The organism is Microbacterium arabinogalactanolyticum (genome assembly GCF_030268005.1).
GTDB lineage: Bacteria > Actinomycetota > Actinomycetes > Actinomycetales > Microbacteriaceae > Microbacterium > Microbacterium arabinogalactanolyticum.
The window spans coordinates 1-19,590 of sequence record NZ_BRZC01000003.1 but is presented as its reverse complement, the minus strand read 5'-3'; the positions used below and the strand labels follow the sequence as shown (position 1 = coordinate 19,590).

The 19,590-nt window shown below is 70.2% G+C and carries 17 protein-coding genes; 16 read left to right on the top strand and 1 reads right to left on the bottom strand.

What is annotated here, in order from left to right; translation table 11 throughout:
- Nucleotides 1–107 precede the first annotated feature (107 nt).
- The 10 genes from MIAR_RS02490 to MIAR_RS02445 all read left to right on the top strand — a co-directional run bounded on the left by MIAR_RS02490 (nucleotide 108) and on the right by MIAR_RS02445 (nucleotide 11,435).
- Complete coding sequence (locus MIAR_RS02490; protein ID WP_285630781.1) at nucleotides 108–1,700, top strand: ABC transporter substrate-binding protein; 1,593 nt, start codon at nucleotides 108–110, stop codon at nucleotides 1,698–1,700.
- A 14-nt stretch (nucleotides 1,701–1,714) separates the two neighbouring features.
- Complete coding sequence (locus tag MIAR_RS02485) at nucleotides 1,715–2,776, top strand: ABC transporter permease (protein ID WP_285630778.1); 1,062 nt, start codon at nucleotides 1,715–1,717, stop codon at nucleotides 2,774–2,776.
- Entirely contained in the window at nucleotides 2,773–3,675 is a 903-nt protein-coding gene (locus MIAR_RS02480) for an ABC transporter permease (RefSeq protein WP_285630775.1), read from the top strand. Before MIAR_RS02485 ends, MIAR_RS02480 begins: the two co-directional genes overlap by 4 nt.
- Nucleotides 3,672–4,463: an ABC transporter ATP-binding protein gene (locus MIAR_RS02475; protein WP_285630772.1), complete on the top strand. Its 792-nt coding sequence runs from the start codon at nucleotides 3,672–3,674 to the stop codon at nucleotides 4,461–4,463. The genes MIAR_RS02480 and MIAR_RS02475 overlap by 4 nt, the downstream gene beginning before the upstream one ends.
- The gene (locus MIAR_RS02470) at nucleotides 4,456–5,295 is read left to right on the top strand and encodes an ABC transporter ATP-binding protein (protein ID WP_285630771.1); all 840 of its coding nucleotides are present in this window, start codon (nucleotides 4,456–4,458) and stop codon (nucleotides 5,293–5,295) included. The genes MIAR_RS02475 and MIAR_RS02470 overlap by 8 nt, the downstream gene beginning before the upstream one ends.
- A gap of 92 nt (nucleotides 5,296–5,387) precedes the next feature.
- On the top strand, nucleotides 5,388–6,365 hold the full coding sequence (locus MIAR_RS02465) for a glycosyltransferase family 2 protein (protein WP_285630768.1): 978 nt from the start codon (nucleotides 5,388–5,390) through the stop codon (nucleotides 6,363–6,365).
- Complete coding sequence (locus MIAR_RS02460; RefSeq protein ID WP_285630766.1) at nucleotides 6,362–7,705, top strand: polysialyltransferase family glycosyltransferase; 1,344 nt, start codon at nucleotides 6,362–6,364, stop codon at nucleotides 7,703–7,705. The genes MIAR_RS02465 and MIAR_RS02460 overlap by 4 nt, the downstream gene beginning before the upstream one ends.
- Nucleotides 7,706–7,847: 142 nt before the next feature.
- Nucleotides 7,848–9,008: an acylneuraminate cytidylyltransferase gene (locus MIAR_RS02455; RefSeq protein ID WP_285630763.1), complete on the top strand. Its 1,161-nt coding sequence runs from the start codon at nucleotides 7,848–7,850 to the stop codon at nucleotides 9,006–9,008.
- Nucleotides 9,009–9,252: 244 nt separating this feature from the next.
- Nucleotides 9,253–10,125 (top strand): N-acetylneuraminate synthase family protein, encoded by an 873-nt coding sequence (locus tag MIAR_RS02450; protein ID WP_285630760.1) that lies wholly within the window; start codon nucleotides 9,253–9,255, stop codon nucleotides 10,123–10,125.
- Complete coding sequence (locus tag MIAR_RS02445) at nucleotides 10,122–11,435, top strand: DUF6716 putative glycosyltransferase (protein ID WP_285630757.1); 1,314 nt, start codon at nucleotides 10,122–10,124, stop codon at nucleotides 11,433–11,435. Before MIAR_RS02450 ends, MIAR_RS02445 begins: the two co-directional genes overlap by 4 nt.
- A 74-nt stretch (nucleotides 11,436–11,509) precedes the next feature.
- Here the strand turns inward: MIAR_RS02445 and MIAR_RS02440 are convergent, their stop codons facing one another.
- Entirely contained in the window at nucleotides 11,510–12,217 is a 708-nt protein-coding gene (locus tag MIAR_RS02440) for a hypothetical protein (protein WP_285630754.1), read from the bottom strand.
- Nucleotides 12,218–12,452: 235 nt separating this feature from the next.
- Here MIAR_RS02440 and rpsF point away from each other — a divergent pair, with 235 nt between their 5' ends.
- The 6 genes from rpsF to MIAR_RS02410 all read left to right on the top strand — a co-directional run.
- A complete protein-coding gene (gene rpsF / locus MIAR_RS02435) occupies nucleotides 12,453–12,821 on the top strand; it encodes a 30S ribosomal protein S6 (protein WP_285630752.1) in 369 nt (122 codons plus the stop codon).
- A gap of 5 nt (nucleotides 12,822–12,826) precedes the next feature.
- Nucleotides 12,827–13,333: a single-stranded DNA-binding protein gene (locus MIAR_RS02430; RefSeq protein ID WP_285630749.1), complete on the top strand. Its 507-nt coding sequence runs from the start codon at nucleotides 12,827–12,829 to the stop codon at nucleotides 13,331–13,333.
- 61 nt (nucleotides 13,334–13,394) lie between these two features.
- Nucleotides 13,395–13,649, top strand: coding sequence for a 30S ribosomal protein S18 (gene rpsR, locus MIAR_RS02425; protein WP_071641238.1), 255 nt, complete (start codon nucleotides 13,395–13,397; stop codon nucleotides 13,647–13,649).
- An 11-nt stretch (nucleotides 13,650–13,660) separates the two neighbouring features.
- Nucleotides 13,661–14,113 (top strand): 50S ribosomal protein L9, encoded by a 453-nt coding sequence (gene rplI / locus MIAR_RS02420; protein ID WP_285630735.1) that lies wholly within the window; start codon nucleotides 13,661–13,663, stop codon nucleotides 14,111–14,113.
- 168 nt (nucleotides 14,114–14,281) lie between these two features.
- The gene (locus tag MIAR_RS02415; RefSeq protein ID WP_285630732.1) at nucleotides 14,282–15,331 is read left to right on the top strand and encodes a hypothetical protein; all 1,050 of its coding nucleotides are present in this window, start codon (nucleotides 14,282–14,284) and stop codon (nucleotides 15,329–15,331) included.
- 85 nt (nucleotides 15,332–15,416) lie between these two features.
- The coding region (locus MIAR_RS02410) for a beta strand repeat-containing protein (RefSeq protein ID WP_285630729.1) at nucleotides 15,417–19,590 on the top strand (4,174 nt) is incomplete at its 3' end.

Here is a 19,590-nt window from a genome sequence, read left to right as displayed (position 1 = left end):
ACGCAATGTCATTGGACAGATCGTCGCACATCATGGGAATCTGATCACGGTCGTCCACTGTAGGGCGATCTGGACTCCCCGAATCCACCCTGCCAACGGAGGTACCCATGCTGTCGACCCTGCGCACGTCGGCGATCGCCCTCGGAGCGGTCGCGCTCCTCGCCCTCACAGGCTGCTCGGGAGGAAACTCCGCGAACAACAGCAGCAACGGATCGAACACCTCCGGTGGTTCGCTGGTGATCGACACCGCGTTCTCGGTCGAGACCGCAGACCCGGGCCACACCTACGACCCGACGGGCAACATGCTCGCGAAGGCGATGTACGAGACGCTCGTCGACTTCAAGGGCTCCGACGTCTCCACTCCGATCCCGGGCCTGGCGTCGTGGAAGGCCAACGACACGGCCACCGAGTTCACCTTCACGATCGAGGACGGCCGGGTCTTCTCCGACGGCTCGCCGGTCGAGGCGAAGGACGTCGTCTTCTCGCTGCAGCGCATCCAGGGGATGGCCGACGCCAAGCCGAACTTCCTGCTCTCCGGCGTGACCATCAAGGAGGTGGATGCCAAGACGGTCACCTTCACCACCGAGACGCCGCTGCTGCAGCTGCCCGCGATCCTCGCGAACCCGGCCCTCGGCATCGTGAACTCCGACGTGGTCAAGAAGAACGGCGGCGCGACCGACGGCAAGGACACCGCGCAGAAGTACCTCGACGGCGCCTCCGCCGGCTCCGGCCCCTTCGTGCTCGGCTCTCTCGACCTCAGCTCGCAGATCGTGCTGAAGAAGAACGACAAGTACAACGGCGACGAGAAGCCCGCCTACGACCGTGTCGTCATCCGCAACGTCACCGAGAGCGCCACCCAGCTCGCCAACCTCAAGGGCGGCGACTCGATGGTCGCGATGGACCTCAACGGCGACCAGGTCGCCGGGCTCGGCGACGGCATCAAGGTCGACTCGGTGCCGTCCGGCCAGACCATCTTCCTGCTCCTGAACCAGTCCAAGGGCATCGCTGGTGACCTCGCGAACGTGAAGCTCGCCGAGGGCATCCGCTACGCACTCGACTACCCGAAGCTGCTCGAGCTCGCCGGCGCCGGCGCCGTGCAGGCCACCGGCGTCATCCCGCCCGGGTTCGAGGGCGCGCTCCCGAAGGGCGTCAGCCAGGACCTCGCGAAGTCCAAGGCCGCGCTCGCCGAGGCCGGGTACACCGGCCAGACGCTCAAGCTGCAGTTCCCGAACGACTACCCGGTCGGCGGCGTCGAGTTCACCCCGCTGGCCGAGCGCATCCAGTCGCAGCTGAAGGACGCGGGCGTGAACGTCGAGCTGGCACCGGCGCCGTTCGCCACCGAGCTGGACGCGTACGTCAACGGCAAGGAGGGCTTCGGCCTGTGGTTCTGGGGCCCGGATTACGCCGACTCCGCGAATTTCCTGCCCTTCGCCCCGGGCCTGAAGGTCGGCCTGCGCTCCGGCTGGGAGGCATCCGCCGATCCCGAGATCGCAGGACTCGCCGCCGGCGCCGCCAGCGCGACCGACCCGAAGCAGCGCGAGGAGGCGTTCACGAAGTTCGCCGAGGAGATGCAGGCCAAGGGCCCGTTCGTGCCGATGATCGTCCCCGGCCGCAACATCGCCACCTCCGGCAAGGTCGCAGGCGCCGTGTACAACTCCGTGTGGGAGATGGACATCGCCGAGATCACGCCCGCCGGCTGAACGGACCGACCGTGATGACGACAGTGGCTGTGCGGACCCAGGCGCAGCGGAAGAAGTCACCCCTCGCGGGGTACCTGCTGCGCCGGGCCGGCACGTCCCTGCTGCTGCTGATCGGCGTCACGGTCGTGACGTTCCTGCTCACCAACCTGGTGCCCGGAGACCCCGTCTCCGCGGCACTGGGTGAGGGTGCATCGCAGAACCCCGAGACCCGCGCCGCGTTCATCAAGGCGCAGGGCCTGGATCAGCCCCTGTTCGTGCAGTACTTCATCTACATGGGCAAGCTGCTGCGCGGTGACCTGGGCGTGTCCCTGGTCACCGGGCAGCCGGTGACGAAGGACCTCGCCACCGCCGTGCCCGCCACGATCGAGATCGCGATCTGCGCGATCATCCTCAGCCTGGCGGTGAGTCTGGTGCTCGGCACCCTCGCCGCGTACCGCCGCGGCCTGGTCACCGACCAGATCGTGCGCATCGTCACGCTGATCGGGCTGAGCGTGCCGACCTTCTGGCTGGCGCTCGTCAGCTTCTACGTGTTCTTCCTGAACCTGCGCATCGCGCCGGGCTCCGGGCGGGTCTCGCCGTCGATCATCCCGCCGCCGCGGGTGACCGGGCTCTACACGATCGACTACCTGCTCGACGGAGACGGCGTCGGCTGGGCGGATGCCATGGCGCACCTGGCGCTGCCGGTCATGGTGCTGTCGCTGGTGACCATCGGACTGCTCACCCGGTTCATCCGCACCTCTGTGCTGGAGGTGCTCGCCAGCGACTACGTGCGTGCGGCGCGTGCCAAGGGCCTGCCGGCCCTCCGCGTGATCGTCGACTACGTGCTGCGTGGTGCGGCCCTGCCGGTGCTGACCGTGGTGGGCGTGGCCTTCGGGTCGTTGCTGTCGGGCACCGTCCTGGTCGAGTCGGTGTTCGCCTGGCCGGGCCTGGGCACCTACGCCTACAACTCGGCGGCCAACCTGGATCTCCCCGGGATCATGGGCGTCGGCCTGGTGGTCGGCGTCATCTACCTGGTGATCAACTTCGTCGTCGACCTGCTCTACGGCGTGCTCGACCCGAGAGTGAGGATCGCATGAGCACCGTCGAACCGCGGATGCCGCTGCGGCTGAAGCTGCGCTGGCCGCGCGCGTGGCGCACGCCGCTCGGCATCATCGGCACGGTCATCGCCGTCGCCTGGATCATCGTCGCCTTCACGGCGCAGTGGTGGGTGCCGTATCCGCCCAATGCCCAGTCGCTGCCGCGGCTGCAGGCGCCGGGGGTCGAGACGCTGCTCGGCACCGACGGCAACGGGCGGGACATCTTCTCCCGCCTGATGACCGGCGCCACCGTCACCATCCCGCTCGCACTGACCCTAGTGGTCGCCGCGCTGGTGATCGGCACGATCATCGGGGCGCTCGCCGGATACTTCGGCGGCTGGATCGACGAGACGCTGATGCGCATCACCGACCTGTTCATGGCGTTCCCGACCGTGATCCTGGCCATGGTGGTCGCGGCCTCGCTCGGCCCGTCGCTGTTCAACGCCGTGATCGCCGCGGTCGTGGTGTCGTGGCCGCAGTACTCCCGCGTCACCCGCAGCATCGTGCTGTCGCTGCGCAACCAGAACTACGTGATCGCCGGGCGCCTGCTCGGGCATTCGCCGGCGCGGACGCTGGTAGTGGACATCCTCCCGAACGTCGCCGGCCCGCTGCTTGTGCTCGCCACGCTCGACATCGGAGCGGCGATCCTGCTGCTGTCCGGGCTGTCGTTCCTCGGCCTCGGCGCGCAGCCGCCGATGGCCGAGTGGGGATCGATGATCTCCGCGGCCATGCAGAACTTCGACGCCTGGTGGCTGGGTGTGTTCCCGGGTCTGGCGATCCTCACGGTCGTGCTGGCCTTCAACTTCCTCGGAGATGCGATGCGCGACGTGCTCGACCCCACTGCTGAGGTCACTCACGAGAAGCAGAGCGAGCTGGCCGCGAGCGGAGCGGCCGCATGAGCATCCTCGACATCCGCGACCTCACCGTCGACATCGGCCGTCCGCTGGTCAAGGGCCTGTCCCTGCAGCTCGAGGCCGGCCGCATCCACGGTCTGGCCGGCGAGTCCGGCTCCGGCAAGACGCTCACCGCCATGTCGGTGCTCGGCCTGCTTCCGCGGCACGCCCGCACGGGCGGCTCGATCCGCCTGGGCGACACGGAGCTGCTCGGGTTGAGGCGTCGCGCGCTCAACCGCATCCGAGGCCGCCGCATCGCGATGGTCTTCCAGGATCCGTCGTCGTCCCTGCACCCGCAGATCCCGGTCGGCCGTCAGCTCACCGACCACATGCGGGTGCACCTCGGGCTGCGCGGCGCGGCGGCGCGGCAGCGTGCCGTCGAGCTGCTCGAGCGCGTGCAGGTCCCCCACCCCGAAGAGGCGCTGAAGCGGTATCCGCACCAGTTCTCCGGCGGCCAGCGGCAGCGCATCGCGATCGCGTGCGCGCTGGCCTGCGACCCCGAGGTGCTGCTGGCCGACGAGCCGACCACCGCGCTCGACGTGACGGTGCAGGCCGGGATCCTCTCGCTGCTCCGCGAACTGGCCGACGAGCGACAGCTGGCCGTGCTGCTGGTGACCCATGACCTCGGCGTGATGAGCGCCGTCGCCGACGTGGTCACGGTCATGAAGGACGGCCGCGCCGTGGAGCACGCCGACCGCGCGACGCTGTTCCACGATCCGCAGCACGAATACACCCGGCAGCTGCTCGCGGCTCTGCCCGGATCGAGCATCGAAGGAGGCGATCAGGATGCCTGAGAGCGTTGTCCTCGACGCGCAGAACATCGTCGTGCGCTACCCGGGCAACCCGCCCGTGGTGGCGGTGAACGACGTCTCGCTGCAGGTGCACGCCGGTGAGACGGTGGCGCTGGTGGGCGAATCCGGCAGCGGCAAGTCGAGCCTGGCCCGCGCGGCCGTCGGCATCGAGAAGCTCGCCGGCGGGCAGGCCCGCTTCCTCGACGGCGAGGTCACCCCGATGCGGGTGCGCCGTCGGCCGAAGCACCTCACCGGTATCCAGATGGTGTTCCAGGACCCGTCGACCTCGCTGAACCCGCGCCGTCGCATCGGCGACCAGATCGCCGACGGCATCGCCACCGCCCGCGCCCGCGGCGCGGAGGGGTCGAAGGTCGAGGAGTGGCTGGAGAAGGTCGGGCTGCCCGCAGCATCCGTCTCGAAGTACCCGCACCAGTTCTCCGGCGGGCAGAAGCAGCGCATCGCGATCGCACGGGCGCTCGCCGCCCGTCCGCAGCTGCTGGTGGCCGACGAGCCGATCTCCGCGCTGGACGCCTCGACTCAGACCAGCGTGGCTGCGCTCATGCGCGACCTGGTGCAGGAGGCGGGGGCCGGGATGCTATTCATCTCGCACGACCTCGCCGTCGTGCAGCGCATCGCCGACCGCACCTTCGTGATGTACTCCGGGCGGGTGCTGGAATCCGGTCCCACCGCGCAGCTGTGGGCTGATCCGCAGCATCCGTACACGCAGGCGCTGCTGGCGGCGATCCCCGAACCGGACGGGCTGGGCCGGATCCCGGCCGCGCCATCGACCGAGGAGCGGGCGATCTGGGCCGACGTGCCGGCGGTGCAGCGCTGAGCACCGGGTGAAGTCCTCAGGTCGCTGATCGCGTCACCCGCCGTTCACCCGCGCGTCGGCAGCGTGTAAGCGCGGCCCTGCACCATGACCCGGTGGCATCTCCGACCGTGACCGTGATCGTGCCCGCCAAGGACGCCGGCGAGTACATCGGCACGGCACTCGAGACCCTCACCCGGCAGTTCGCCGACCCGGCGCGGCTCAAGCTCGTCGCGATCGACGACGGGTCCTCGGATCACACCGGCGAGGTCATGCGGCAGTACGCCGAACGGTTCCCGCACGCGGAGGTGCTCGTCAACCCTGCGCCCCGCGGCCTCGCGACCGCCCGCAACCAGGGACTCGCGCACGTCGATGGCGAGGCGTTCACCTTTCTCGACGGCGACGACTGGATGCAGCCCGGCCGCCTGCCCGTGCTGGCCGCCGCGCTGCACGACCTGGACTGCGACTTCGTGCGCACCGATCACGTCGCGGTCAAGCGCTCGGACCGCACGCTCGTGCGTGCGCCGTTCACGCACCGCGGGGTGGTCGCCGATCCCCGGGCCGCGATCCTGCCCGTCGACGACCGCAGCATGGTCGACTATCCGTACGCGTGGGCCGGGATGCTGCACCGCCGCGTGCTCGAGCGCGGACTGGCCGGCTTCGGCGACGGCCTGTTCACCGCCGAGGACCGGCCGTGGATCTGGCGGCTGCACCTGGAGGCGGAGTCATTCGCCGTGGTCGACGCACCGCACCTGCTGTACCGGCGCGGGCTGTCCGACTCGCTGTCGAAGACCCTCGATCATCGGCAGCTGCACTTCACCCGCGCGCTGGGCGAGGTGCTCGACCTCGTGGAGGCCGATCGCGAGGCGGAGCGGATGCTGCCCAAGGCCGTCTTCTCGGCGCTCGCGCTCAGCTCCCATCACCTGGTGCGCGCTCGCCGCATGCAGCCCGCGCTGCGCAGGCGGCTGCGCAGCGGCATCCGGGACCTCCTGGCCCGGCTCCCTCGGGACCAGGCGGAGGCGGCGATCGCCCGCATCGGCGGGCCGCGACGGCGTGTCCTCGCGCGCGTGCTCAGGGAGGCGGATCACGCATGATCCAGCTGTTCGCGCTGCACAGCGGCTACGGTCTGATGGCCGCCGCCGCCGCTCTCGACTCCGGGCTGCTCGGAGAGGCGGAGCAGCGCATCCTCGTGCCGATGAACACGGCGTCCGTGCCCGAGACGGCCGTCGATCTCGCCGGCTCGCCGCGCTTCGCCGCGCTGCGCGCCCGGTTCGACCGGGTGGAGCCCCTGAACGCCCTGATCGATCCGCTGCATCCGACGGCCTGGAAGCCGGACGAGCAGGACCTGCCGATGCTGGAGAGGCTGTTCCGCCGCGCGTGGGGATTGGGCGGTGCGCAGCTGGAGCTGTTCGTGCAGTCGCCGCAGGTCGCCCCGGCGCGCACGCTGATGGCGCTGTTCCACGACGCGCAGCTGGGTGTGATCGGCGACGGCCTGATGACCTACGCGCCGATCCGCAGCCGGCTGCCGCGGCGCATCACCGAGCGCGTGGGCCGTGTCGTGCATCCCGACGTCGTGCCCGGGGTGGAGCCCCTCGTGTTCGCCTCGACCGACGCCGCGTGCGTGCCCGTGCCGCCTCCGGCCTTCGCGGCGGTGCTGCAGGAGGTCGGCGAGGCCGAACCGGATGCCGCGCTCGATGCGCTCGCCGGCGACCCGGTGCCCACCGGGCTCGTGCTCGGCCAGTACCTGGCGGCGCTCGGCCTGGTGTCCGCCGCCGAGGAGCAGGGCATGCAGGTGGCGATGATCGACCGGGCGGCGGATGCCGGGGTGCAGCGGATCGTGTTCAAGCCGCATCCCTCCGCCGCACCCGGCCTGACGGCGTCGCTCGCTGCGCGAGCGGGGGAGCGGGGCATCGGCTTCGCCGTGTATGCGGGAGACCAGCCCGCCGAGCACGTCGCCGCCCGCCTGGCGGCGACCGATGTGGTCGCCGGGTTCTCCACGGCGCTGCCGACGGTGCGCGCCCTGTACGGCACGCGCGTGCACGCGGTGGGGACGGGCACCGTGCTCGCGCGGCTGCATCCGTATCAGAACAGCAACCGGATGCCCGCGACGATCGTCGACGCCATGGAGCGCTCGGCCCCCGACCTGCGCGGGCTCGTCGAGGCGGTCGGCTACGCGATGCAGCCCGAGATCATGGCGCACCTGCGTTCGCGCGCCGTCGACGTCCTGGGGGCGCTGCCCGCGGCGGAGCGCGAGCGGTACGTGCCGGCAGCCCGGCTGCGTGCCCTCGAACTGCCCGGAGCGCCGGCGCCCACCCGGATGCAGCGCCTGATGGAGCCGGCCGGCGGCATCGGACGGCTCGAGGAGCTGCGGCTCACCGCGGCCGGGGCGAAGCGCCGCGCCGCCCGGGTGTGGAAGGCGGCGAGCGGACGATGAGCGCGACATCCGCACTGTCGCATCCGCGGCACGTCCGGCCTGCACGGGCTGCACGGGCGCTACCGCTCCAGTTCGTCGCATCCGCGCCGTCGATCTGTGGGGCGGATGCCGGAAAGTGGCGCGGATGCAGGAAGAGGCTGTCATGACGGAACCGACGGCGCTCACGGTCGCGATCATCCCGGCGAGGGGCGGTTCGAAGGGCGTACCGGGCAAGAACCTGCGTCGGGTCGGCGGCATCCCGCTCGTCGAGCGGGCGGTGCGCGCGGCATCCGCGGCATCCGGCGTCGACCTCGTCGTGGTCTCGACCGACGACGCCGCGATCGCGGCGGTCGCCGAAGGCGCCGGTGCACGGGTGGTCGCGCGCCCGGCGGAGCTCGCCGGCGACACCGCGTCGTCGGAGAGCGCGCTGCTGCACGCGCTCGACGTGCTGGAGTCCGAGGGGGCGAGGGTCGGCACCATCGTGTTCGTGCAGGCGACCTCGCCGTTCATCCCCAGCGAGGGGATCGCCGAAGCCGTCGACCAGATCGTCTCGGGCCGGTTCGACAGCGTCTTCTCGGCATACGAGACCTACGGGTTCCTCTGGCGGCGCAACGCGGAGGGGAGGGCCGCCGCGATCAACCACGACGCCGCCCACCGGCCGCGCCGGCAGGACCGCGAACCCCACTACCTCGAGACAGGGGCGTTCTACGCCTTCGATGCCGTCGGATTCCGTCGCTTCCAGCACCGCTTCTTCGGGCAGGTCGGCATCGTCGAGGTGCCCGAGAGCTCGGCCGTGGAGATCGACGACGAGCAGCAGCTCGCCCTCGCGGAGGCGCTGGCTGCGGCATCCGCTCTGCCTGAGCCGATCACCGCATCCGTCCTGGTCACCGACTTCGACGGCGTGCACACCGACGACACCGCCACGGTCGACAGCGAGGGGCGCGAGTCCGTGCGGGTGAGCCGGGAGGACGGCATGGGGGTGTCGCGGCTGCGCCGCGCCGGCATTCCGATGCTGATCCTCTCCACCGAGCAGAACCCCGTCGTCGCCCGCCGAGCCGAGAAGCTGAAGGTGCCCGTGCTGCACGGCATAGACGACAAGGCGTCCGCGCTCGCCGCCTGGGCCGCGGAGCACGGCATCCGCCTGGCCGACATCGCCTACGTCGGCAACGACGTGAACGACCTCGGCGCCCTGGGCATCGTCGGCTGGCCGATCGCCGTCGCGAACGCGCATCCGCAGGTGAAGGCCGCTGCCCGCGTCGTGCTCTCCCGCCGCGGCGGCGAGGGCGCCGTCCGCGAGGTCATCGAGCGGATGCTGCCGCGCTGACCTCTGAGTCCCGATTCCACTTCGGGGGCCGACACGCCAGATCTCGGACGTTTCCCCCGAATCGGGCCGAAAAGTGGCGTGTCGGCCCCCGATCTGTATCGGGCACGACACGTCCGGCCACGGTTCAGTGGGCGAGTTCGTCGCGTGGGCTTCCGCGAACGGTCACCCGAGCGACGACGGCGGTTCATCTGGCGCCCGTAGACCAGGAAGACGGACCGGAGAACCAATCGAACGGAGCGTCCTCATGACCGTCAGCATCGCAGACCGGGTGGTCGGTGGGGGCCGTCCCACCTACGTCATCGCCGAGATCGGCCTGAACCACAACGGCGACGTCGAGATCGCCAAGCAGCTCATCGACGTGGCGCGCGCCGCCGGCGCGGACGCCGTGAAGTTCCAGAAGCGCACGCCCGAGATCGCCACGCCCGAGCACATGCGCGACGTGCAGCGCGAGACGCCCTGGGGCACCATGAGCTACCTCGCCTACCGCCGCCGCGTGGAGTTCGGCCGGGACGAGTACGTCGAGATCGGCGACTACGCCACGATGGCGGGCCTGCACTGGTTCGCCTCGCCGTGGGACGTGCCGAGCGTCGAGTTCCTCGAGGACCTCAATGTCGTGGCCCACAAGGTCGCATCTGCGAGCCTGACCGACACCGAGCTGCTGCAGGCTCTGCGCGACACCGGCAAGCCCGTGATCCTCTCCACCGGCATGTCCACGATCGAGCAGATCGACACCGCGCTCGAGACCCTCGGCACCGACCGCACGATCCTCATGCACGCGACCTCCACCTATCCGATGGAGCCGGGCGAGGCGAACCTCAAGATGATCTCCACGCTGCGCGACCGCTACGCGGGCATCCCGGTCGGCTACTCCGGCCACGAGCGCGGCCTGCAGATCTCCCTCGCCGCGGTCGCCCTCGGCGCCGTCGCGGTGGAGCGTCACATCACGCTCGACCGCGCCATGTGGGGCTCCGATCACGCCGCTTCGCTCGAGCCGGGCGGGCTGGAGCGCCTGGTGCGCGACATCCGCGTGATCGAGGAGGCCCTCGGCGACGGCGTCAAGCGGGTCTACCCCGGCGAGCTCGCGCCGATGGCCAAGCTCCGCCGCGTGGGCGCATGACCTATCCCGGCAGCCGCCCGCCCCGGCTGCGCGTCGTCGCGATCGGCGACGCCGACTCGTTCGTCAAGTGGGCCGCGCACCTCGTGGACCGCGTCGACGACATCAGCCAGCATCTGCTGCTGGTGCAGACGCCGCTGGTCGTCAGCGATGCACAGAAGGATGCTGCGCTCGCAGGCACCCGGTTCGCCGACGATCCGCGCAGCGTGACGCGCATCGCCTTCGCCGACGTCGTCGACTGGCTTGCCCGCGATGTGCCGGATGTCGTGGTGCTGGCGGGCCGGGCGCCGTTCGTGCGTCTGATGAGCCGGCAGATCGATCGTCTCAGCCGACGTCCGGTCGTGGTCAGCGGGCTGCCCGGCATGTCGATCCCGGCGCTGCGCGGAGCTCTGGAGTACCGCCGGCACTGCGATCTGATGGTGGTGCACTCCCGCCGGGAGGTCGCCGCATACGCGCGCCTGGGTCGTGCGATCGGTGTGACGGTGCCCGTCGCCCTGGCCACGCTGCCGTTCGCGCAACGCACCTCCGAGCGCACCGGCGGCACCGACCTGGTCTTCGCCGCGCAGGCCCTGGTGCCGGCGGCCCGCGACGACCGCCGCCGGATCGCGGAGATCCTGCGCCTCGCGGCCGTGGCCGATCCCGCGCGCCGCGTCGTGGTGAAGCTGCGTTCGCGGCCCGGCGAGGTCGAGGCGCACCAGGAGCGCGACGGCTACACCGAGCTGCTCGAGAACGCGCCGGACAACCTGGTGTTCTCGTTCGCCCCGATGGCGGAGGCGCTCGCCACCGCCGAGGGACTCGTCACCGTCAGCTCGACGGCGGCGATCGAGGCGATGGGTGCCGGCGTGCCGGTGATCGCACTCGACGAGTTCGGCGTGCGCCCGGAACTTCTCAACGGGGTCTTCGCGGACAGCGGCCTGCTGGGCGGTGCGGATGACGTGGTCGCCCGCAGGTTCCGGCATCCGAACCCGCGCTGGGCGACGACCAACTACTTCCACGACCCGCGCGACTCGCGCTGGTGGGAGCAGACGCAGCGCCTGGTCGCGCAGCGGCGCAGAGGCATGCTGCCCGCCCGCGCGGTCCCGCGGGCGCGCGGCGGCGCGCTGCACGAGGCATGGCATCGGCACAACGTGCTCGGGTCCGAGGACCGCTCGATCTCGGGCCGGATGGCCGGGGTCGTCGTCACGCCGGTGATCGCTCTCCTGGCGAGCGTGAAGCGTCGACGGGGAGCTGTCGTCACGGATGCCATGGCCGAGGACTTCTCGCTGGCGCCCTCGCCCCTGCGCGAGCCGGTGGCGCAGCCCGTGCGCCCCTGATCCGGTGACGGAACGCAGTGCAGGGATCGGGCGACATGCCCGATCCCTGCACGAATCCGTCTGAGATCAGCGGATCACATCGGTGCGACGATGTCCTGCTTCACGTCCCACTCGGTGACCTCCATCGAGGAGTCGACCTTCATGCCGTTCGCCTCGGCAGTGCTCTTCGTGGCGAGCGAGGCGTAGTCGGCGGTCACCTCGTAGGTGGTGTCGGCGCTCGCGCCGTTCGTCTGCACCTTGCCGGTGAGGACGAACACCTCCTGGCCCAGGCGCGTGCCCGTGCCGGTGACCGTGAACGTGCCGTTCAGCGCTGCGGCCACTGCTGCCGGGTCGAGAGTGGAGACGTTCTGGGCCGCTGCGCTGAGCCCCGCGATGATCGGGTCCGCGGAGCCGGTGTCGGCCTTCTGCCAGTCGCCGGTCGCGCCCTTCACGTATGCGGCTCCGTCGACCAGGATCATCGAGCCCATCGGCGACGTCGTCTCCATGGCCTTCTCGGCGGGGTTGTACCGGGCCTTCGTCTCCATGCCCAGGGTGCTGGTGGTCGCGGCGTACCCGGCGATGGTCTTCAGGTGGTCCGCGATGCAGGTGCCGAGCACGCTGCCCTCGATGGTCGCTCCCTCGGTGAGCTCTGGGCAGTTCTGGGCGGTGCTGTCGGCCGGCTTCTCGCTCGCCTGGCTCTGGCTCTCCGGCTTCTTCTCGCCGCTGCCGGCCGGTGCCGAGCATCCGACGAGCATGGTCATGGCGATCAGCGTCGCCCCGATCCCCCACTTGCTGACGCGCATGGCGTCTCCCTCCGTTCGTGCACGCCGACATGGCGGTGCCGGAACAGTCTGTCAAAAGGCGGAGGGCGACCCGGATGGGGTGAACTCACCATGGTCGCGAGGAGACGCGGACTCCGGTAGACTGTTGTGGTTGTCTGCCCGGCGGCGCCATGCCGAAGGAGCAGATGACACGCAACACACCCTCCTGCTTCCGGGAAAGTCCCGGGAGCCGTTCTAGTCCGAAGGAGGTGGGTAAGTGACGCACCAGTACGAGCTCATGGTCATTCTGACCCCCGAGCTGGACGAGCGCCAGGTTGCCCCCAACCTCGACAAGTTCCTGAAGGTCATCACCAACGATGGTGGCTCGATTGACAAGGTCGACGTGTGGGGCAAGCGCCGTTTCGCCTATGAGATCAACAAGAAGAACGAGGGCATCTACGCCGTCGTCAACTTCACCGCGACGAGCGAGGCCACCCAGGAGCTCGACCGTCAGCTGAAGCTGAGCGAGCTCGTCTTCCGCACCAAGGTCCTGCGCGCCGAAGAGGCACAGGCCATGGTCGCCGCCGAGGCGAAGCGCGCTGCCGACAAGGCCGCCCGCAAGCCCAAGACGGCCGCGAAGGCGTAAGCATCATGGCCGGCGAAACCGTCATCACCGTGGTGGGCAACCTCACGGCGGACCCCGAGCTGCGTTACACGCAGAACGGCCTGCCCGTGGCGAACTTCACCATCGCATCGACCCCGCGCACGTTCGACCGTCAGGCCAACGAGTGGAAGGACGGCGAAGCGCTGTTCCTCCGCGCATCGGTGTGGCGTGAGTTCGCCGAGCACGTGGCAGGTTCGCTGACCAAGGGCATGCGCGTGATCGCGCAGGGCCGTCTGCGTCAGCGCTCCTACCAGGACCGCGATGGCAACAACCGCACGGCGATCGAGCTGGAGGTTGACGAGATCGGTCCGTCGCTGCGATACGCGACGGCACAGGTCACGCGGGCCGCATCCAACGGTGGTGGGGGCGGAAGCTTCCAGGGCGGTGGCCGCCCGCAGCAGCAGGTCTCGGAGGAGCCGTGGTCGACCCCCGGTTCGTCGAGCGCTGACGCGTGGAGCACCCCGGGCAGCTTCGGCGACGACACCCCGTTCTAACTTCTGGATCCCCGAGCCCGTTCAGGGCTCAGGCATCCGATCTCATCTTTAAGGAAAACTCATGGCTGGAAAGTCGAGCGGCGATCGCCGCAAGCCGCGGAAGGGTGGCAAGCCCACCGCTCCCGCGAAGTCGATCCGCGTGGGCGTCATTGACTACAAGGACGTCGCAACGCTTCGCAAGTTCATCTCGGAGCGTGGGAAGATCCGCGCCCGTCGCATCACCGGTGTCTCGGTCCAGGAGCAGCGTCTGATCGCCAAGGCGATCAAGAACGCTCGCGAGATGGCCCTGCTGCCCTACGCCGGCGCTGGCCGTTAAGGGGTACGAAAATGGCAAAGCTGATTCTCACGAACGAGGTCGCCGGGCTCGGAAGCGCCGGTGACGTCATCGAGGTCAAGAACGGGTACGCCCGCAACTACCTCATCCCGCAGGGCTTCGCTGTCGCGTGGACCCGCGGTGGCGCCAAGCAGGTCGAGTCGATCCAGGCTGCCCGCAAGGCGCGCCAGATCCACGACCTCGACGAGGCGACGGCTCTGAAGAACAAGCTCGAGGGCACCAAGGTGCGTCTGGCCGTCAAGGCCGGCGCCGAGGGTCGCCTGTTCGGCTCGGTGAAGACGGCCGACGTTGCCGACGCTGTCGCCGCTGCCGACCTCGGCTCGATCGACAAGCGCAAGGTGCACTTCGCCGCCCCGATCAAGTCGGTCGGCGAGCACGAGGCGACCGTCCGTCTGCACGACGACGTCACCGCCGTGATCACCCTCCAGGTGGTCGCTGCGAAGTAATCGCCGCACGCATCGAACGCCCCGCCCTCCTCGGAGGTCGGGGCGTTCTGCGTTTCTCCGGTCTATTCACGGCCAGAATATTGGCTCTTCACAGCATTGCCCGACGGGTGTAGCCTCCGAGTGAAGACCGGGGGGGGGGTGATTCCGATGCAGACAGGCGACTCCGCAGTGCGTAGCAGCGCCGCCCACCCCGGCATGCGCATCGGCCTCATCGGTCTCGCGGTCGGCGCCGCCTGGTTCGCGGTCAGCCTCTTCACCGGTGCGCAGGGCGCATCCGCCGCGACCGGCGACTCGGATGCCGGACTGCTGGGCTCCCTGGTCAGCCAGGTCGAGAGCACCGCTACGCAGGCCGTTCAGGCGGTCACCGCCCCCGTGAAGCCGGTCGTCGCGCCGGTCCAGAAAGTCGTCACACCAGTCGCGCAGGTCGCGGCGCCCGTGGCCGAGGTCGTCAAGACCGTACCGAAGGCCGCCGCATCTCCGGCATCCGTCACGAAGGTCGTCGCGCACGTGCCCGACGCGGTCGCACAGACCGTGCGGAGCACGGTGGCGGTCGTCGAGAGCGCCCCGAAGACAGTCGCAGACGTGGTCGACTCCGTTCCCGCGGTTCTCGATGCGGTCGAGGTCGGCGACATCACGGCACCCGTCACGCGGCTCCTCGACACCGTGGTGAACGACACCGTGGGACAGGTGCCGCTCGCCGGCGACCTGGTCACGGGACTGCTCGGCGATGCGCCGACGGGAGACCTGCTCACGCCGGTCATCGGCGGGGTCGACGACGTCGTCGATGCCGTGCACGGCACCCCCGGGGCGCTCATTCCCGCACCGCCGGGGGCTCCGGCGGAGGACGCCGTCTCCGAGACTGTCCCCGTCCCTGGCGCGGCACCCGCTGCGTCCGCCGCCATCGCCGCGTCCGCATCCGCGCTGGTCGCTCTGCCTGCTGCGGATGCCGACGCTTCGCCCACGGCCGTCGTCGCGGACGACAGCCCTGCTGATTCGCCGACGGGTGGCGAGCTGCCCCCCGTCGCGCCTGCCGCGCCCGCCCCGTCCGGGGGCTCGGGCACGTCCGCGGGCGGCTCCGGCGCGGCCGGGGCATCCATGATCTCGGATGCGGCGGCCGCTGCATCCCTTCACGAGGCCACGGCCTCTCTGGCGCTGAGCACCGTGCACGACGAACTGCCTTCGTCGCCGGTGTTCGACACCGACTCCACCCCCGACTGAGCGAGGGAGCGTCGCGCTGCGTGCGCGACGTGCGTGATTCATCAGATGTGAATCCACTCTTCTTCGTACTCAGAAAGGGTTAGGCATGAACAAGTACGTTTCGCGCGGTCTGCTTCTCGCAGGCTTCGCAGGCGGCCTCTGGGTCGCAGGTACTGGTGTCGCTGCCGCCGCTGAAACACCTGCCGGGGATGAAGCCCCGGCGGTCGTCAATGTCCAGCTGCCTCTCACGCTCGAGGGTCAGGCCGTCTCCGCGACGGGCACGTCCACCCAGGACCCGCCCGCCGAGAAGCCGAAGCCTGCTCCGATCGTCTCCGTCGACCTCAAGGCCGTAACAGGCGTCTTGAAGGGCGAGAAGGCGGTGGCCGCTGTCTCGACGCCGGTGACGGTGTCGGGTAACGCGGTGAGCGTGACCGGGAACGCGAAATCGACGGCTTCGTCGGTCACGCAGGCCCCGGCGCAGCCGAAGGACGCTCCGAGCTCGAACGATCCGCTGGGAGTGCTCACGGGCGCCCAGGGACTCGTCGACGTCTCCGCGCCGGTGACGGTGGCGGGTAACGCGGTGAGCGTGTTCGGCGATGCGGAATCGCATGGCTCGGCAGTGACGACCACAGGTGCAGGTGGCGATGGCGACGGTAGCGCTCTCGAGAATGAGGGCATCGGCGTGGGGACGGGCTGGCAGGCTGCCGGCGACCTGACCGCGCCGCTGACCGCGGCGGGCAACGCCGCGAGTGTCTTCGGGGATGCGTCCTCGAACGGCTCTCGCGTCGATGTGCGCGACGCTGACGGCACCGCCGGCGGTGCGGGCACGATCTCGAACTCGGGGATCGGGCTCAACACCGGATGGCAGGTGCCCGCTGATGTGACGACGCCGCTCACGGCGGCCGGCAACGCCGGCTCCCTGTTCGACGACGCCGCATCGAACGGTTCCCAGGTCGCGATCGAGGATCGTTCCGGAGTCGCGAACTCCGGTGGCCGGATCGAGAACTCGGGAATCGGCAAGGACACGGGATGGCAGATCCCCGCGGATGTCGTCGCTCCGGTGACGTTCTCGGGCAACGCGATCTCCGGCACGGGTGAGGCAGTCACCTCGGGCTCGGATGTCGCGGTCTCCAACCGGGCGGGTGTCGCGAACGGCGGCGGCGAGGTGTCGAACACAGGCATCGGCTGGCTCGTCGGATGGCAGATCCCCGCTGACGTGTCCGCTCCGCTGACGGCATCCGGTAACGCCTTCTCGGCGACGGGTGATGTGGCGAGCCGGGATTCGGGCGTGACGGTGGCCGACTCGGCCGGTGTCGCGAACAGCGGCGGCGAGGTCGGCAACGCCGGCTACGGCGTCGGTTCCGGCTGGCAGATCCCTGCCGACGTGATCGCTCCGGTGACCGTGTCCGGCAATGCCGGATCGGTGCTCGGCGACGCGGGAACGTCGGGTTCGGATGTCGCGATCGTGGACCGCTCCGGTGTGGCGAACGGCAACGGTGAGGTGACGAATGCAGGGTACGGTGTCGGCGCAGGCTGGCAGATCCCTGCGGATGTCACCGCTCCGCTGACGTTCTCCGGCAACGCGGTGTCCGGCTCCTGTGACGCGGTCACGACGGGCTCGGATGTCTCGGTGCTCGACAACGCCGGTGTCGCCGACGGCGGCGCGGCCTCCAACGCCGGTTACGGTGTCGGCGCAGGCTGGCAGATCCCCGCGGACGTGACGATGCCGGTGACGGCGTCGGGCAACGCAGGGGCGCTGCTGGACAACGCCACCTCGACCGGTTCCGGGGTCGCGATCGTCGACAACGGCAGCGTGGCCGACGGTGGCAGCGAGATCGGCAACGCCGGCTTCGGACTCAACTCGGGTTGGCAGATCCCGGCCGACGTCACCGCTCCGGTAACGCTCGCGGGCAATGCCGTCTCGGCGGGGAACGAGGCCGTCACGACCGGTTCCGGTGTCGGCATCGTCGATGACGCGAGCGTCGCGGACGGTTCCGGTGAGGTCTCGAGCATCGGTGTCGGAAAGGACACCGGCTGGCAGATCGTCACCGACTGGACCACGCCGCTGACGGCATCGGGCAACGCCGTCTCGGGTGCGGGTGACGCCGTCACCACGGACTCGGGCGTCGGCATCATCGACCGCGGCGACGCGGTGGACGGCGCAGGCGAGGCGTCCAACACGGGCATCGGCTGGCTTGTCGGCTGGCAGGTGCTCGGCGATGTGACCGCTCCGGCCACGGCATCCGGCAACTCGGGTTCCGTGCTCGGGGATGCCGGGACCACCGGCTCCACGGTCGGCGGCGTCGACAACGCCGGTGTCGTGAACGGCGACGGTGACGTCTCGAACGCGGGGTACGGTGTCGGCGCAGGCTGGCAGGTGCTCGGCGACGTGACGGCTCCGGTGTCGTTCTCGGGCAACGCGCTCTCGGGCAGCGGTGACTCGCTCACCACTGACTCGGGTGTCGCGGTGGTCGACGACGCGGGCGTCATCGACGGTGACGGCGACGTCTCCAACACGGGCATCGGCCTCAACTCCGGTTGGCAGGTCGTGACCGATTGGACGACGCCGGGTACGGCATCCGGGAACGCGATCTCTGGTGTGGGTGACGCCAGGACCGTGGACTCGGATGTCGCCGTGGTCGACCGTGCAGGCGTCATAGACGGCTCCGGCGTGATCTCGAACGACGGCATCGGCAAGGACTCGGGCTGGCAGGTCGCCGGCGACGTGACCGTGCCGCTGACGGCCTCGGGCAACGCCGGTTCCGCTTTCGGTGATGCGGATGCTGTCGATTCGGGCGTCGGCATCGTCGACGACACCGCTGTGATCGGCTCTGCCGGTCAGGCGACCGACACCGGGGTCGGCTTCGGCACCGGCTGGCAGGTCGTGGGCGATGTCGTCGTGCCGGTGACCGGTTCGGGCAACGCGGCGTCGGGCTTCGGCGACGTGGTGACCGACGGCTCGGATGTGGCCGTGGTGACCGAGGGCGATTCGATCGTCTCCGGCCACGCGGACGACTCTGGCATCGGCGTCGCCTCCGGGTGGCAGGTCGTGGGCGGCGTTGTCGCTCCGATCACCGCCTCGGGCGACGCGGTCACGGTCGCGGGTGACACCGGGTCGCACGACTCGCTCGTCACCGTGCACGGCTCGAACGGCGACCTCGGCGACGGGGCTCTCGGCAACGAGGGCGTCGGAGTCGGAACCGCCTGGCAGCCCGTCGTCGAGATCACGACTCCGGTCACCGTCTCGGGCGATGCGGTCGCTCCGGTGGGCGCGGTGTCGGGTGACTCCACTGTCATGGTCGAGCCTGGGATGTCCGGTTCGCTGAACCCGGGGCTTCCCGGTGTTCCGTCGATTCCGGTTCCCGACCTCGGCGACGCAGCGGGCGACGCCCTCGGCAACGTGCACGGTCTGCCCTCACTGCCCGGCGGCGAGCTGGTGGGCGGTGTGATCGGTGACGTGATCGGCGCCGGTGAGCCCGGAGACCCGGCTGTTCCGGGTGCCGGAGACCTCATCCACGGAGTGATCGGCGCTGTTCCCGGCCTGTCCACTGCGCCCGGCGTGCCGGAGCTCGGAGGCTCGCTGGGTGACGCGGTCGACTCGATCGGCACCGTCATCGGCGGCGGCCTGCCCGAGGTGCCCACGGAGCCTTCGGTTCCGGGGGAGCCGGAGGTCCCGTCGCTGCCCGTCATCGGCGCCCTCCCGGGCGTCGGAGAGGTCGTCGGCGCCCTTCCCGGTGTCGGTGGCGTGATCGGGAGCCTTCCCGGGATTCCGGCTCTGCCGGTTCTTCCGGGGGAGCCCCACGGTCCCGTCCTCGACCTCGGCGACCTGGTCGGTGACATCACCGACTGCCCGTGCGACGCGATCGGTGGTGTCGTCGACACCGTCGGCGACATCGGCGGAACGATCGGTGATGTCGCCGGCTCCATCGGCGACATCACCGGTGGGCTGCCTGGGCTGCCTGGGCTGCCTGGTGGTGACCCTACGGTTCCGGGTCTTCCGGGTCTTCCTGACCTGGGTGGGGTTGTCGGTGGTGTCGTTGACACCGTCGGTGGCCTGATCCCGGGTCTTCCGGAGCTGCCGGGTCTTCCCGGTGGTGACCCCACCGTTCCGGGTCTTCCGGGTCTTCCGGGTCTTCCGGGTCTGCCTGACCTGGGTGGGGTTGTCGGTGGTGTCGTTGACACCATCGGTGGCCTGATCCCGGGTCTTCCGGAGCTGCCGGGTCTTCCCGGTGGTGACCCCACCGTTCCCGGGCTTCCCGGTCTTCCGGGTCTGCCTGACC